The 16228-nt window shown below is 57.6% G+C and carries 11 protein-coding genes; 7 read left to right on the plus strand and 4 right to left on the minus strand.

The window, feature by feature from the left end; genetic code table 11:
• Positions 1-7 precede the first annotated feature (7 nt).
• The 5 genes from uvrA (at position 8) to G5193_RS18135 (ending at position 9396) form a co-directional block, all read left to right on the plus strand.
• Positions 8-2836 (plus strand): excinuclease ABC subunit UvrA, encoded by a 2829-nt coding sequence (uvrA, locus tag G5193_RS18115; protein WP_421172476.1) that lies wholly within the window; start codon positions 8-10, stop codon positions 2834-2836.
• Positions 2837-2957: 121 nt separating this feature from the next.
• The gene (locus G5193_RS18120; protein ID WP_421206726.1) at positions 2958-4634 is read left to right on the plus strand and encodes a sensor domain-containing diguanylate cyclase; all 1677 of its coding nucleotides are present in this window, start codon (positions 2958-2960) and stop codon (positions 4632-4634) included.
• Positions 4635-5092: 458 nt separating this feature from the next.
• Complete coding sequence (locus tag G5193_RS18125; protein WP_279464765.1) at positions 5093-5689, plus strand: OmpW family outer membrane protein; 597 nt, start codon at positions 5093-5095, stop codon at positions 5687-5689.
• Between the two features lie 222 nt (positions 5690-5911).
• A complete protein-coding gene (locus G5193_RS18130; protein WP_164535993.1) occupies positions 5912-7891 on the plus strand; it encodes a HAMP domain-containing methyl-accepting chemotaxis protein in 1980 nt (659 codons plus the stop codon).
• Positions 7892-7899: 8 nt separating this feature from the next.
• Positions 7900-9396 carry an ABC transporter substrate-binding protein gene (locus G5193_RS18135; RefSeq protein WP_421206727.1) on the plus strand — a complete coding sequence of 499 codons (1497 nt, stop codon included), beginning with the start codon at positions 7900-7902 and terminating at the stop codon, positions 9394-9396.
• Positions 9397-9469: 73 nt separating this feature from the next.
• Here G5193_RS18135 and G5193_RS18140 read toward each other — a convergent pair whose 3' ends face one another.
• A complete protein-coding gene (locus G5193_RS18140; RefSeq protein WP_421206729.1) occupies positions 9470-10270 on the minus strand; it encodes a GNAT family N-acetyltransferase in 801 nt (266 codons plus the stop codon).
• Between the two features lie 328 nt (positions 10271-10598).
• On the opposite strand from G5193_RS18140, the gene metF reads away from it, so the two are divergent.
• Positions 10599-11489 (plus strand): methylenetetrahydrofolate reductase, encoded by an 891-nt coding sequence (gene metF / locus G5193_RS18145; protein WP_033138589.1) that lies wholly within the window; start codon positions 10599-10601, stop codon positions 11487-11489.
• A 69-nt stretch (positions 11490-11558) separates the two neighbouring features.
• Here the strand turns inward: metF and G5193_RS18150 are convergent, their stop codons facing one another.
• Positions 11559-12623 carry a DUF3103 family protein gene (locus G5193_RS18150; protein ID WP_421206731.1) on the minus strand — a complete coding sequence of 355 codons (1065 nt, stop codon included), beginning with the start codon at positions 12621-12623 and terminating at the stop codon, positions 11559-11561.
• Between the two features lie 122 nt (positions 12624-12745).
• The gene (locus tag G5193_RS18155; protein ID WP_421206732.1) at positions 12746-13921 is read right to left on the minus strand and encodes a benzoate/H(+) symporter BenE family transporter; all 1176 of its coding nucleotides are present in this window, start codon (positions 13919-13921) and stop codon (positions 12746-12748) included.
• Positions 13922-14040: 119 nt separating this feature from the next.
• Here G5193_RS18155 and G5193_RS18160 point away from each other — a divergent pair, with 119 nt between their 5' ends.
• Entirely contained in the window at positions 14041-14610 is a 570-nt protein-coding gene (locus G5193_RS18160) for a helix-turn-helix domain-containing protein (protein WP_064339317.1), read from the plus strand.
• 16 nt (positions 14611-14626) lie between these two features.
• On the opposite strand, the gene G5193_RS18165 is transcribed toward G5193_RS18160, so the two are convergent.
• A complete protein-coding gene (locus tag G5193_RS18165; protein ID WP_219295632.1) occupies positions 14627-15823 on the minus strand; it encodes an NnrS family protein in 1197 nt (398 codons plus the stop codon).
• Positions 15824-16228 lie beyond the last annotated feature (405 nt).

Consider the following 16228-nt stretch of genomic DNA (forward strand, 5'->3'; position numbering starts at 1 on the left):
CAACAAGATGGAAAAGATCGTGGTCCGGGGTGCTCGCACCCACAACCTCAAGAACATCAATCTGACCCTGCCCCGCGACAAGCTGATCGTGGTCACCGGCCTCTCCGGCTCGGGCAAATCCTCTCTGGCGTTCGATACCCTCTATGCCGAGGGGCAGCGCCGCTATGTGGAGTCCCTCTCCGCCTATGCTCGCCAGTTCCTCTCCCTGATGGAGAAGCCGGACGTCGACCATATCGAGGGGCTTTCGCCCGCCATTTCCATCGAGCAGAAGTCCACTTCCCATAACCCGCGCTCGACCGTCGGCACCATCACCGAAATCTACGACTACCTGCGTCTGCTGTTCGCCCGGGTCGGTGAGCCGCGCTGCCCGACCCATGCCATTCCGCTTGCCGCCCAGACCATCAGCCAGATGGTGGATCAGGTACTGGCCCAGCCGGAGGGGAGCAAGCTGATGCTGCTGGCCCCGGTGGTGCGTGACCGCAAGGGGGAACACACCAAGCTGCTGGAGAATCTGGCGGCGCAGGGTTATATCCGTGCCCGTATCGACGGCGAGGTGTGCGATCTATCCGACCCTCCCGCGCTGGAGCTGCACAAGAAGCACACCATCGAGGTGGTGGTGGACCGCTTCAAGGTGCGCGATGACCTTGCCTTGCGTCTGGCCGAGTCGTTCGAGACGGCGCTGACCCTATCCGGTGGTATCGTGTTGGTGGTGCCGATGGACGGGGAGGAGGGGGTTGCTCCCATGACCTTCTCCGCCAACTTCGCCTGCCCGGAGTGCGGCTACTCCATGTCGGAGCTGGAGCCGCGCATCTTCTCTTTCAACAACCCGGCCGGTGCCTGTCCCACCTGTGATGGTTTGGGCGTGCAGCAATATTTCGACCCGGCCAAGGTGATCGGCGATCCGGCCATCAGCCTGGCCAACGGCGCCATCCGTGGCTGGGACAAGCGCAGCTTCTACTACTTCCAGATGCTCAAATCTCTCTCCGAGCACTACAAATTCGATCTGGAGACGCCGTGGGAGGATCTGCCGCTCAAGACCCAGGAGGTGATCCTGCGTGGCTCCGGTCGCACCGAGATCGAGTTCCGCTACATGAACGACCGCGGCGACGTGGTGGTGCGCAAGCACCCGTTCGAGGGGATCCTGCACAACATGGAGCGGCGCTACCGGGAAACCGAGTCCAATTCGGTGCGTGAAGAGCTCTCCAAATACATCGCCAACAAGTCTTGCTCAAGCTGCGGTGGCAGCCGGCTGCGGGAGGAGGCGCGCCACGTCTTCGTCGACAACCGCAACCTGCCGGCCATTGCCGAGCAGTCCATCGGCGATGCACTGGCCTTCTTCGAGGGGCTGAACCTCACCGGCCAGCGTGCCCAGATTGCCGAGAAGATATTGAAAGAGATCGTCGAGCGGCTCGGCTTCCTGGTGAACGTCGGTCTCAACTACCTGAGCCTGTCGCGCAGCGCAGAGACCCTCTCGGGCGGCGAAGCGCAGCGCATTCGACTGGCCAGCCAGATCGGTGCCGGTCTGGTAGGTGTCATGTATGTGCTGGACGAGCCGTCCATCGGTTTGCATCAGCGCGACAACGAGCGTCTGCTCAAGACACTCACTCATCTGCGTGATCTCGGCAACACGGTGATCGTGGTGGAGCACGACGAGGACGCTATCCGCCTTGCGGACCATGTGCTCGACATCGGCCCGGGAGCCGGGGTACACGGCGGGGCCATCGTCGCGCAGGGTACGCCGGAGGAGATCATTGCCAATCCCGAGTCACTCACCGGTGACTACCTCTCCGGTCGCAAGCAGATCGCCATTCCTGCCGAGCGCACGCCGCTCACCGGCAAGTGGTTGAAGCTCAAGGGGGCGAGCGGCAACAACCTGCGCAACGTCAACCTGGATCTGCCGATCGGAGTGATGACCTGCGTCACCGGCGTCTCCGGCTCCGGCAAGTCGACCCTGATTAACGATACCCTGTTCCGCATTGCTCACCGTGAGTTGAACAAGGCCACCGAATCCACCCCGGCACCCTATCGCAGTGTCGAGGGGCTGGAGCATCTGGACAAGGTGGTGGATATCGACCAGAGCCCCATCGGTCGTACCCCACGCTCCAACCCGGCCACCTACACCGGCCTGTTTACCCCGATCCGCGAGCTGCTCTCCGGCACTCAGGAGGCGCGTTCCCGAGGCTACCAGCCGGGCCGCTTCTCCTTCAACGTGAAAGGGGGCCGCTGCGAGGCGTGCCAAGGGGATGGAGTCATCAAGGTGGAGATGCACTTCCTGCCGGACGTCTACGTACCGTGCGACGTCTGCAAGGGCAAGCGCTACAACCGCGAGACGCTGGAGGTGAAGTACAAGGGCAAGAACATCCACGAAATCCTCGAGATGACGGTGGAAGATGCCCGCGAGTTCTTCGATCCGGTACCGGCAGTGGCGCGCAAGCTGCAGACCCTGATGGACGTGGGCCTCTCCTATATCCGCCTCGGCCAGTCGGCCACAACCTTGTCTGGCGGTGAGGCACAGCGGGTCAAGCTGGCGCGCGAGCTCTCCAAGCGGGATACCGGTCAGACCCTCTATATTCTGGACGAGCCGACCACCGGCCTGCACTTCCACGACATCCAGCAACTGCTCAAGGTGCTGCACCAGCTGCGGGATCGTGGCAACACCATCGTCATCATCGAGCACAATCTGGATGTCATCAAAACTGCCGACTGGATCGTCGATCTGGGTCCGGAGGGGGGCGCCGGTGGTGGCCGCATTCTGGTGACGGGGACGCCGGAAGAGATTTGCACCAATAAAGAGTCTCATACAGCTCGTTTTTTGAGGCCACTTTTGGCGCGATAAGCCGTTATAATCGAGGGGCCTTTGGCCCCTTTTTGTTATAAAAATCGGGAGCATAGGGGGAAGCTCGTCAAGTGTGGGCAGGCTTGGCATCTCAGCATCATGGTAATGGATATATCGGGTTATGGCTCAGGCTCCGCGCACGATTGATCATCAGTTGGCTTACTCCATGTTCCCCATCTGGCTGGGGGCGATCCTGCTATTGCTGGTCCTGCTGGCGTGGGCCCAAATCCCGGCTGCCAGCCGGATTGAAGAGCAGCGAATGAAGGAGCATCTGCTGCGCGTGACCAAGGCGGTGCAGGCGGATGTGGCCGCTCTGGATGCATTCAGTCGGGATTGGGGCATCTGGGATGACAGTCACCGTTTTATGGACAACAAAAGCAGGGCGTACATCGAATCCAACCTGTTCAGTGATATGCCGATGCGGGATTTTAGTCTCAACCTGATGAGCTTCATGGATCTCACCGGCTACGAAATCTGGACGCGCACCCTGCTACCCGATGCGCCGGGGATCAATCCGGACCAGTTTCCCTACTTCCTTGATGAGCTGAAAAAGCAGTTAAGGGCGCGCTCGGTGGCGCAAGGGGGCATCAATCTGCACGGGATCCGTGCTTCCCAGTGGGGGCCGCTGATGTACTCGTGGCAGCCGATCAGAAACAGTGACGAGTCGGCACCGTTCAACGGTTTCTTGCTGGTTGTACGTTGGCTCGACAAGGCCTATCTCGAGCAGGTATCGGAGCGTACCGCGCTGCCTCTGGCGATCTCCCACGCCAATCTGGATGTCACCGCTACCTTCAAAAAACTGAAACCGCAAATAACGTATCGCCTGATCGACCTTGGGCTCACCCGGCTTAGGGGAGAGGTGCGACTGCTCAACAGCGATAACCAGCCGGTGCTGACTCTGGTGATTGAGGAGGAGAGAAAGATCTTGAGTGGCGTCATGGAGGGGGCGCTCTGGACCTTTATCGGTATGCTTTTTATCAGTTTTATCTGCGTCATGATCGCCATGTACCGGCTCAACAGCATTGTGCTTACCCCGTTGCAGCAGCTGGTGTCGGCGCTGCAACGCTTTGGCGATCGGCCAGATGCCACCTTGATCCCCTATATCGACAGCAGCGCCGAGATGGCGACCTTGAGCGGCAAGTTCAAGGAGATGGCCAGCAAGGTCAGTCAGCAACACGATGATTTGTTGGAAAAATCCAGCCAGATGGAGATGGCTGCATTCACCGACCCCTTGACCCGTTGTTTCAATCGTCGCTATCTGGATAGCTGGTTGCAAGACAATTGGGCCCGCCCTTGTCAGCTGTTGCTGCTCGATCTCGATCATTTCAAACGGATCAACGACCGATTTGGTCATGATATGGGTGATCTGGTGTTGCAGCAGCTGGCAGAACTGCTGCACAAGCTGGTGGTGAGTGACGCCGAGCCCGTTATCCGGTTGGGAGGGGAGGAGTTTTTACTCCTGTTGCAGGTGGATAATGAGCAAGAGTTGGTACAGCGTGCCGATTATCTGCGGCTTCGTGTTGTTCAGCACAGTTTCGGTTCGGAGGAGAGGCCGCTATGGTTAACGGTTTCATCGGGATATTGTCGGTATCCTCTGCATCCGGCGTGCCCCGATACCTTCTGGAGCCACAGTTTCAAGCTGGCCGACCTGGCGCTCTATCAGGCAAAACTGAGGGGCCGTAATCGATGCTGTGGCTATTCGGGCACTCTGTCTGTTCGGGAGGTGATGGAAAAGACCCCGGAGCAACTTGTCGAAGGGAATAGTCTTGCGTTGCAACATACTGTCAGCCCGGATTAGCCCTGCCGGACCAATACCAGATAGGCCAGGGCGACAATAAAACCGAGCAGGATAAAGAGAAAGGATCCGATCCCCCAAACGGCCGCGAGAAAGGCCCCCACCTTTTGCCATTTCGACTCATTTTTCATAAATAAACCATTACTTCCCAGTAACTTGCATGGCGCAAAAAATACGCTGATTTGCCCATATTAACAACAATTAATAGCCACTCTGCCGAGCGATAAGGTGTGGTTTGCTTGCTTGTTTTGGCGCTGAATGGGGTTAGTTACAACCTGTCGAAACAGGTATTCCGGCTTGTTGTCTGGGGACTCAAGGAGATTGGGATGGCGCGCAAAGATGTCACACCAATCGATTTATTTCCGCGCAACCTTTGCTTCAAGTCAATAACTTTGCATTTACAAGGGCATATAGTCAGCGGGCTTACAGCATCAAATGAAAACAAAAAAAGGGATTACGTGATGAAAAAATTACTTCCTCTGATGATTGCCGCTGCAGTGGCCTCTCCTTTCGCCATGGCCCATCAGGCTGGCGACATTCTGGTTCGTGGTGGTTTGGCATTTGTATCGCCGCAGGAAAGCAGCACGCCTGTAGAGCTGGAAATTAATGACAACATGCAATTGGGATTGACTCTCTCTTACATGATTACTGATAACTGGGGTATCGAATTGCTGGCTGCAACCCCCTTCTCTCATTCAGTCAAACTCGGTGGCGCTGAAGTTGCCAAGATCAAGCATCTGCCGCCGACTCTGATGGGTCAGTACTATTTTGGCGATGCTCAAAGCAAGGTTCGCCCGTATGTCGGTATTGGCGTGAACTACACCACCTTCTTTGATGAAGAGGGTCGTGGTGCACTGTCAGGAACCGATGTCAAAGTCGATGACTCCTGGGGGGTTGCCGGACAAGTTGGCATCGATATGGCGATCACTGACCGCTGGTTTGTCAACGGTTCAGCCTGGATCATGGATATCGATACCGATGTGCATACTGCGATTGGCACCATTAATACCAAGGTCGACCCGATGGCCTTTATGGTGGGTGTTGGCTACCGCTTCTAATGATTCTGACTGCGGTTCTGAACGGATCGCGGAAGATAGCAAAGTACGTCTCTTTCAGCCCGGCTTTTGCCGGGCTTTTTTCGTATTGCTGATTTTGTCTGGACTGTGATCCAACCCGATACAAATCAATTAAATCCCTGTCGCTTTATTTCAGTTATTCGCCACCCTTGCCGATAGTGACTATGTTCACTTTACCTTCCCCCAATGAGTGAGGATGTCTCCATGGGCTTATCTATTGTGCAGCGGATCATCGCCGGATTCGTGTTGATGCTGCTGTTGCTGATCCTGCTTGGTGTGATCAGTACCTTTAAAATCAAGGGTATAAATGACGGCCTCTCTGCCGTATCTGACCGGGCAACCCCGCTGGTAGTGGCTGTCGCAGGTCTAAAGGGGGCACTGCAGGATAGTAACCGCTGGGTGCTGGTCTACCGCACCAGTGAAGATGCCGCCCAGTTGCCGCAGCTGGCCAATCAGTTCAAGGAGCAGCAGAACCGCTTCGCCCAGCTGAGTCAGGAGATGGGTAAATTTACCGACGTAGCGGATGCTCGTGTCCGCTTCCAGCAGGTTGAGAGTGCTACCACCCAATTTTATGGCTTGGCGGATCAGGTGTTGGCCCAGCATCGGCAGTGGGTCAGTGCGCTGGATCAGCGCCACAAGCTGGAGATGGAATTTATCCGCCTTGAGGATACCTACCAGTGGGCGGCGGATCTGCTGCTGCAACAGACCGCCAGCAAGCGCTCCATGCGCAACAAGGCGGAGCTTATTACCTCGGGTATCGCCCGCGATCTGAAGAATATCCGCCGTGCCGATGCCAAAACCGACCTAAATGAGCTGGAAAAGGTACTCAGCAAGGATATCGAGATGGCCCGCAAGCGGTTGGAGCGGGTAGTGGTGCCCGATGATGTGAAAGCGCGCTTTGTCTCCAATCTGGATCGGATGCAGGAGTTGGCGCTCGGCGCTCAGGGCTTGCTGGCAACCATGCGTCAGGCTCAGCAACTGGCGCTGTCGCTGGCCACGCAAAATCAGCAGCTGGATGCCAGTCTGGTCAACAGCCTCAATTTGCTCGATGAGATGGGCAAGTCCGCCGGTGCCATCGCCAGCGACAGCCGGATCAACGCCGATGCGGCGGTCAGCAGTGCCAGCTTCTGGATCCTGGTGGTTGCCGCGATGTCGGCCGCTGCGGCGCTGGTGATCGGCTATACCACTGCGCGCAGCATTCAGCGCCCGTTGCAGATGATCAACAAGGAGCTCGATTACATGGCGGCCGGTGACATGACCCGCCGCATCAACTACCGCAGCAGTTGTGAATTTGGCAGCCTTTCCCGCTCTATCGATACGCTGGCGGGCAAGACCGGTGAACTACTCTCTCAAATCAATGCGGGCTCCCGCCATCTGGTGGATGAGGCGAGCCGGGCCGCCGAGATCAGCGAACGGGCCATGTCCCGGGTACAAGAGCAGAAGAGCCAGACCGATCAGGTGGCCGCCGCCATTACCGAGCTGGAAGTGAGCGCCACCGAGGTGGCCCGCTCTACCGATGGCACCAAGCGGGAAGTGGATCTGGCCGATGAAGAGGCGCGTAATGGTCGCCAGAAAGTGGCCACCACTCGCCGGATCACCGAGCAGCTGGCTGGCGCCATGGAAGAGGCGGTCGGGATCACCTACAAACTTGGGGAATTCAGCAACAACATCGGCAGCATTCTCGATGTGATCCGCAGCATTGCCGAGCAGACCAACCTGCTGGCGTTGAACGCTGCCATCGAAGCGGCTCGTGCTGGCGATGCCGGTCGCGGTTTTGCGGTGGTGGCCGATGAGGTACGGGCGCTGGCCAATCGCACCCAGACCTCGACCGAAGAGATCCAGGGGATGATTGAGAACCTGCAGAGCTCCAGCAAGCATGTGGTTGAAGTGATGGGGCGTAGCCAGGAGCAGACCCAGAGCTGTGTCGAGCAGACTCGCGAGATGGATGTGGCGCTGCAATCCATTGCCGATCGGATGGGGGCCATCAAGTCGATGGCGGATCAGGTGGCCCATGCCGCTCAGGAGCAGATCTCCGTCAGTCAGGGGGTCGCTCGTCATATCGCCGGTATTGCCGATGTGGCATACGAGACTGAGCGCGAGGCGCGCGAATCCGCCAGTAGCAGCGAAGTGCTGGCCGACCTGGTCGCCAAACAGCAGCAATTGATCGCACATTTCAAGGTCTAGGAGGGCTTATGTCTAAAAAGTGGATTGGAGCCCTGAGTCTCCTGTTGTGTGGCCAGCTGATGGCCAGCGAGCTGGTGATTGAAAGCTGGCGAACCGATGACAAGGCGTTGTGGGAGCAGAAGATTATCCCGGCGTTTGAAGCGGCGCATCCCGGCATCAAGGTGAGTTTTCATCCGGTGCAGAACGTCAACTACATGCCCACCCTGTGGGAGAGCCTGAAAGGCGGTAAGGCGGGGGATCTCATTACCTGTCGTCCGTTTGATGACTCGCTCGCCCTGTTCAAGGCGGGCCATCTGGCCGAGCTGACCGAAATGGCAGGGATGGAGAACTTCCCGAGTTTTGCCCAGTCACCCTGGCAGACTGACTCCGGTGCCCAGACCTTCTGCGTACCCATGGCCTCGGTGATTCATGGCTTCTTCTATAACAAGAAGATCTTCAGTGAGTTGGGGCTCACCTTGCCGCAAACCCGCGATCAGTTCTTTGCCGTGCTGGACAAGATCAAGGCCGACGGTCGCTATGTGCCGCTGGCCATGAGCGGTTCCGAGAGTTGGGTTGCCTCCGAGCTGGGGTTCCAGAACATTGGTCCCAACTACTGGAAGGGAGAGGACGGCCGTCTGGCACTGATCGGCGGGCAGGAGCGGTTGGACAACCCGCAATATGTGAAGGTGTTCGATGAGCTGGCGCGCTGGCGCTCCTACCTCGGTGAAGGTGGCGAGAGCCGCGATTATGCGACCAGTAACGAGCTGTTCACCTCGGGCAAGGCCGGCTTCTACGTGGCGGGCTCCTGGGAGATTGCCCCCTTCACCGGCAAGGTCGATTTTGGCGTCATGCGTCCGCCGGTGGCCAAACAGGGTGATGGCTGTTTCTTTACCGACCACACCGATATCGGTATGGGGATGAACCCGGCCAGCAAGAACAAAGAGGGGGCAATGGCCTTCCTGCAGTGGCTGACGACGCCGCAATTTGCCGAGCTCTATACCAACTCGCTGCCGGGATTCTTCTCCCTCTCCAACCACTTCTTCGATGTCACCAATCCGGCGGCCAAAGAGATGATGGAGTGGCGCGATCAGTGTGACTCCACCATTCGGGTGGCGACCCAGATCCTCTCCCGTGGTACGCCCAAGTTGGGGGATGAACTGGCAGAGGTGAGTCAGGCTGTGCTGCTTGGCAAGATGGAGCCCAAAGCTGCCGCGGATCGACTGGAAAGTGGTTTGAAGGGGTGGTATGCCCCTCATCAGGGCAATAAGGCCAAGAGCGCGGATTGTCAGTGTGATGCGGTTGCCCCTGCCTCGGTTTCAACACCGACAGCTGAGGTGTCAGCAGCCCCCGCGACCAGTGAAACACCGGCCGTGGTGGCACCAGCTGTGACTCCCGCAGAACCCGCATCAGCGGCCGCTGCCCCATTACCGGCGCCGTCGGATGAGGTGGAGCAGGCGCTCTCCAACGAGCTGGAGGCGCCACAGCAGCCACAGCAGCCACAGCAGCCACAGCAGCCACAGCAATAGGTCATCTGCATCAATAAAAACGGGAGGCATCAGCCTCCCGTTTTTTTATGGCTCGCGGCCAGCATGTATCGCTTTATTGTGCTTCGTGGGGCCAGCGGCAGAGGCTGCCGATGCGGGCAACCGGGGCAAACCCCAGAGAGCGGTAAATGCGATGGGCATGGTAATGCTCGTCAGCCACTATGATCAGCTGTTTGGCGCGGGACAATCCTGCGCGAGCCACTTGACTCAGCAGCTGGCGGCATAACCCCTGGTTGCGCCACGCATGGTGCGTACGTACCAACTGGAAGCGCCCAAGTGTGCCGCAGAAGAAGAGGCCACAGCTGGCGACCAGTTTCCCCTCTTGCCAGATCCCCCACCAGTCCCCGAGACCATCGGCAATCATGGCCTGATAGAGCGCCTGACGGGATCGCAGATAGGGGAGATAGCTCTGTTCCGAGTGCCCCTCATCTCGTTCATTGAGTTCGAAGTCGAGCCACTCAGGCCAATCAGTAGTGGTGAAGGTGCGTGCCTCAACCTTGTTCATGTCGCTGTGAGGGGGTGGGCAGCTCTGCTCATCCAGCGCCAGCACCACGCACTCCATATATTGGTATCCGGTTGCGACAAAACCGGCGATCCGGCTGTTTTGTCCGGCCGCCAGTGGCCATTGGAAGGTGCGGTGGCGCACTCGAGGATCCTGGCCGATCAGCTGATCAAATGTGGCTTCCAGCCAGCCTTTGTCACGGTCGCTGGGCGGGGTGGGGAGCAGCAGGTAGTTGCCGAAGTAATAGTCGGGAGCATCCGGCGTGCGAACCGCCCAGAACTGATCGTGCTGAACAACCTCGCCCTGATAGCGATCGAACAGCAAGTCGGTGGCAAAGCCGGGGTGGGTATCCATGATGGTGCTCCTGCAAAGACTCATTCTGTTATCGGCAGGAGTGGGAAATAGATGAAAAGGGGCCGGAGAAACCTCCGGCCAAACAATCACACGCAGATTCAGAACGTCCAGGACGATCTGACCCCATCATAACTCGACTGGGGCAATTTTGGGATGGGCACTTTCGGTTACGTACCGTTAATTTTGTAAATATGAAGTTCGTCAGATCGGATGTGAGGTAAATCCCTGTTGACTTTGTGTCGTTTTGCTCATAAATATAAAGACGTTTAGACGTCCAAACATCCGTTTTGACGTAGGCAGATGGATTGCAGGACAGGGAGAAGAGCAGATGGGATTTCACAGTGCACGTCAGGTTGAGGCGCTCAACCAGAGCTTGGCAGATTTGAATGGCGATATATCGGTCAGTTTCGAGTTTTTTCCGCCCAATAGTGAAGGGATGGAAAATACCCTCTGGCAGTCCATCGAACGGCTGAAAGTGCTGGAACCCAAGTTCGTTTCCGTCACCTATGGCGCCAACTCCGGCACCCGTGATCGCACCCACAAGGTGATCAAGGACATCAAGGAGCGGACCGGCCTGATTGCGGCGCCGCACCTGACCTGTATCGATGCCAGCCGCGATGAATTGCGCACCATCGCCCGCGACTACTGGAACAGCGGCATTCGCCATATTGTGGCTCTGCGCGGTGATTTGCCGCAGGGGTTGGATAAGCCGGATATGTATGCCACCGACCTGGTTGCCCTGCTCAAGTCAGAGGCGGACTTCGATATCTCGGTTGCTGCCTATCCGGAAGGGCACCCGGAGGCCAAGAGTGCGCAATCCGACCTGCTCAACCTCAAGCGCAAGATTGATGCCGGTGCCAACCGCGCCATCACTCAGTTCTTCTTCGATGTGGAAACGTATTTGCGCTTTCGGGATCGCTGCGCCGCCATCGGTATCGATGCCGAAATCGTGCCGGGGATCCTGCCGGTCTCCAATTATCAGACCCTGGCCAAGTTTGCCGGTTTTACCAACGTGAAGATCCCGCGCTGGATGCATCAGCGTTTCGAGGGGCTGGATAACGATCAGATGACTCGCAATCTGGTGGGGGCGAGCATCGCCATAGATCAGGTGCGCGTGCTGAGTCAGGAAGGGGTGAAGGATTTCCACTTCTATACCCTGAACCGCTCCGAGCTGACTTATGCCATCTGCCATACTCTGGGGGTTCGTCCCAAGGGCTGATCAGTGCTCACAGCGATAAAAGCAAAAAGCCAATGAGTTGCTCATTGGCTTTTTCGTTATGGCCGATTATCAAGGTCTGGTCGGGGCGATCTCTTTTGGCTCAAGATCGATGACCGCATTACCGGCAGCCCCCGGATACTGGTGATAGACCTGATCCTGTTCCAGTGTGTAGAAGGTATCCAGATAGTCGTCGTTATTGGTCATCCAGGAGTCGGGTAGCGCCTTGACGATGCGACCGCCGAGATCGAGGAAGGGCAGGGCTTCCGGCACGCCACCCGCAGTAAAGCCGAGTTTGAGAGCTTCAATCAGCAGGGCGCTCAGCTCCTTGTAGTTGACGTTGTCATCCTGTTCCATCATCACCACATCGACGGCACCCCAGCGATAGCGATCCCAGTAAACCAGGATCTGGTTGGGGGTGTAGTCTGTGTTGTCATAGTCGAGGTAGGGCATGTCGACAATATCGACTACTGGCTCATCCCGACTGGGATTGACCCCTGCGACCACCGCATACACTTCGGCCGCGCCGAGCAGCCAGGGCTCCTGATCATCCTTCAGTCTGATCTTTTTCAGGATACTGGTCTTGAGTGGCGCCGTGCTGGCCGCCACTCGCGGAGCGCTTTGCCGATCCGCATCGGCCAGCGCCTTGCGCATCACCTTCAAGCCTGCGTTCTTGGCTTTGACGGGATCGGCTTCGACTACCAGAACCGGCCGGGCCGGTGCCTTGTCCACATCCAGATAGACGGGATTGCCAGCGCTGTCGAACGCTTCAATGGCGCTCCAGCTCTTCTCATCTCCACTTGGAACATAGGCGACCAGCGGTTCGACGCCCTGTTGCAGTGCAGCGGCCTGATCGGTGTTGGCCAGCCGCAACTGCATCAGTTGCTTGACCTCGCCATCCAGTCCTTGCCGGCTGATGGCTGCCTGGTTGGCATCGGTCGCCTGCCGCTTAAGGCGCGGGCTGGCCTTCTGCAGCAGATTGGGAAGCGGGCTCTGATATTGCTGATTGCTCAGCAGGGGCAACAGGTTTTTCTGCTGAAGTGCGAGCTGGCGAGCCAGCTCTCGATCCGTATCGGCAGCCTGGACGCTCGTGGCACCCAGTATGGCCAGTAGTAACAAGACAGCCTGATTTTTCATTTTTATTCTCCGTTACATGGAACCTGACAGGGCACCATGTCCGGGAAGATTGGTGCCCTGGCACCACTAGAAGGAAATTAGTTTCACTTGTGAATCATTTTATCTGGATAGTGTGCAGAGGTTCACGGTTTGAGGTTCAATTGATTCCTTTGTCGATGTGGTTGGAACTGATAGATCGCCAGACCAATCAGCAGACCCCAGCAGGCTGCCGCGATGCCGAGCAGGCTGATCCCGGACGCGGTAATGATAAAGGTGAGCAGCGCAGCTTCTCGCGCTTCATCCTGGTGCAAGGCAGAGTGCAGGCTGCTGCCGATGGTACCTAACAGGGCCAAACCAGCGACGCAGGTGACAAGGGCTGCCGGAAAGGCGCTAAACAGGGCCGCGACGGTCGCACCGAAGCAGCCGGTCAGGAGATAAAAGCAACCCGCCCATACCGCAGCTGGCCAGCGGCGCTTGGTATCCGGGTCGACCTCTTTGCCCATGCAGATGGCGGCAGTGATGGCGGCCAGATTGAAGGCATAGCCGCCAAAAGGGGCGAGCAGCAGGCCAGTCAGGCCAGTCCAGCTGATCAGCGAGGAGGTGGAAGGCTGATAGCCGTGGGCCCGCAAGATGGCAATTCCCGGCATGTTTTGCGATGTCATGGTGACAATGAACAGCGGCAGCGCGATACCAAACAGAGCATCAAGGGAGAAGGCTGGCCATGTCCAGACCGGGCTGGCGAGTTGCCAGTGAAGGGTGCCCATTTGCAAATCCCCCCGCACGCTGCAGATCAGCATCCCCACTCCCAGTACTAGCACCATGGTATAGCGGGGCCAGAGATGACGACCCAGCAGGAAGGCCAGCAGCAGGATGCCAAGCAGCAAGGGATCTTGCGGGGCGACCTTGAATAGATCCAATCCGAATCTGAGCAGCACGCCAGCGAGCATGGCGGCGGCCAGTGGAGCCGGAATATGTTTCATCAAACGGTCGAACCAGCCGCTGATGCCACACAGAGTGATCAGCAGGGACGAGATCACAAAGGCGCCGATGGCTTCCGCCAGAGTGAAGTTGCCCAGCGTGGTGATCAGCAGTGCCGCACCCGGTGTGGACCAGGCGGTTAGTATGGGTATGCGGTAATAGAGAGAGAGGCCGATGCAGCTCACCCCCATGCCGATCCCCAGCGTCCAGAGCCAGGAGGCGACTTGAGCTGTATCTGCACCCGCCGCTGTGGCGGCCTGGATGATCAGGATGACGGAGCTGGTGTAGCCGACCATCACGGCGATAAATCCTGCGACCAGATGGGGGATGGCGAAGGGCATGACTCTTCCTCTTGGCGTTGTGACGCGCTGTGCGTTATTACGTACAATACAGCTTTGACTATATCGCCGTGCGCTATAGCGCACAAGGCGCATCGTGCAAGAGTAATAAAGAGGCAGTTATGCAAGAGATGAGTCAGCATCTGGCTGCTCGACTGAAGGGGCTGCGCAGCGAGCGCGGCTGGAGCCTGGATGCCGCCGCGCGCGAAACGGGTGTCAGCAAGGCGATGCTGGGGCAGATTGAGCGGGGAGAGTCCAGCCCGACAGTGGCGACGCTGTGGAAGATCGCCACCGGTTTTCGAGTCTCCTTTTCCAGTTTCATTGAGCCTACACCCGCTGCGCAGGCAGAGGTGCTCTATCGCACCGCCGATGCCATTCGCCAGCAGCCAGCGGGAGAGGGCATGCAAGTGGCACCGCTCTTCCCTTATGAAAACCGGTTTGGTTTCGAGTTGCTTGAGCTGACCCTGTTACCGGGTTACCAGCGTGAATCCGAGCCCCATGAGCCGGGAGTGACCGAGCATGTCATCGTCATCAGCGGCATGATGGAGGTGCTGGTGGAAGGGGAGTGGCGCTCATTTGAGCAAGGGGAGGCGGTGCGTTTTGCTGCCGACCGTCCCCACGGTTATCGCAATCTCGGCATAGCCCCGGCTATTTTTCACAACTTGATCCACTATCCGGTGGCAACACCCTGAACATGTTACGCAGTCATCAACCCGGACGACCATCTGCTCTGGGGCGGATCAGTATCGGGGTATAGACCCAGACAAACAGACCATAGGCAGCGATCCAGGCAAGCGCGCTGAGGTTCCAGCCATGCAGGGTAAAAGTGGGCCAGAACAGCGGAATTACCACCCGCATTGTGGCGGCAGCGATAACCAGGGCGAATGCGCCAGTGATCCTGCGTCCTACTTGCAAGGCTCGACCGCTATGGCCGAGGGAGACTCGCGCAATCATGCCCAGGATCATGGTCCCCATGCAGCCTGCGCTGAGCAGGTGGCTGGCCATCGACAACGTGATGGGCAGATCCGCGCTATGTGCCGCAAGGGCGAACAGGCCAAGAGGGATAAACAGATAAGCGAGATGGAGTGACCACAGCAGGGGATGCGTAAGGGTCGATGGCAGATGCCAACGCAGTTGTCGCCACAGATGCAAACTCGCCGCCACTATATAGAGAGGCACTATATATATGCTGGTGACCCATTGGGTGGGGAGTAACAGCCAGCAGAGCAAGATAAGCCACTGTGTCGCGAGCGCAGTCCGTTCCAGCCAGAGTAGAGGTGCAGCTTTCTCCTGACCGGTTGCTCGGGCGGTGAAGAACGGAATCACCCTTCCACCCATCACGGCGATCAGGGTGGTAAACAACAGCACAGTGGTGATCAATAGGTGCTCAACGGTGGTCCAATCGGCCTGCCATAACCAGCTGGCGCCATTGAGCAGGGTCAGTATCAGCAACAGGGGCACGAAGAAGAGGTTGCGCCATTGCCGGGTTATCAAGATAGGCTTGGCAAGGAACCAGGCGCACAGCGGCAGCCAGAGCAGGTCTGCTACCATCAGGAGCGTATTCTCTTCACCCAGCCAGGGTAACAAGGTCCTTGGCAACATCCACAACCCCACCACCATTGCCAATGGCCAGCTCCGAACCCCGGGATGGGCCGTCCAGTTCTGCACCGCGGTGAGCAGAAAACCCGCGACGATGGCAGCCCCGAAACCAAACAGCATCTCATGACCATGCCACCAGGTCGGGTTGGCAATCCCTGGCAAGGTAAGCCAACCGTTGAGCTGCCCCAACCAGAGCAACATGCCGACGGCAGCAAACAGAGCACCGAACAAGAAGAAGGGTCGGAACCCCAGGCGGAACAGCGGGACGATTTGCTCTTCCTTATGGCTATCGAGGATTTGATGCATGAGGGTATTCCAATTAAACATTTGAGATGGCAATTATAAATTGGCTTTTCAAATGTTCAATTTAAATCCGGCAATAGCCAGGATTGATGTCATTTTGAGCAAAAAAAGAGGTGGTTGCTTGATATCTGAGCGAACTAACTTTTTTGCTGAAAAAGCCCTTGCCATCCAGGCGCGGCTCCCTATAATGCGCCCCTACCAGCACGGCGGAACACGCCGAACTGATGAGCCAGCTTCCTTGTGAAGCCGGCGCCGAAAGAAAAGCGAAAACAATCGCTTGACTTTCGAAGTGAGAAGCGTAATATGCGCCTCCTCAACGCGACAAGCGTGACGCTCTTTAACAATTTGAATCAAGCAATCTGTGTGGGCACTCACAGCATCGAGCATCAAAAACAATTTTTGATTTTC

Source organism: Aeromonas sp. 601027, assembly GCF_049174455.1.
Lineage (GTDB): Bacteria > Pseudomonadota > Gammaproteobacteria > Enterobacterales > Aeromonadaceae > Aeromonas > Aeromonas veronii_A.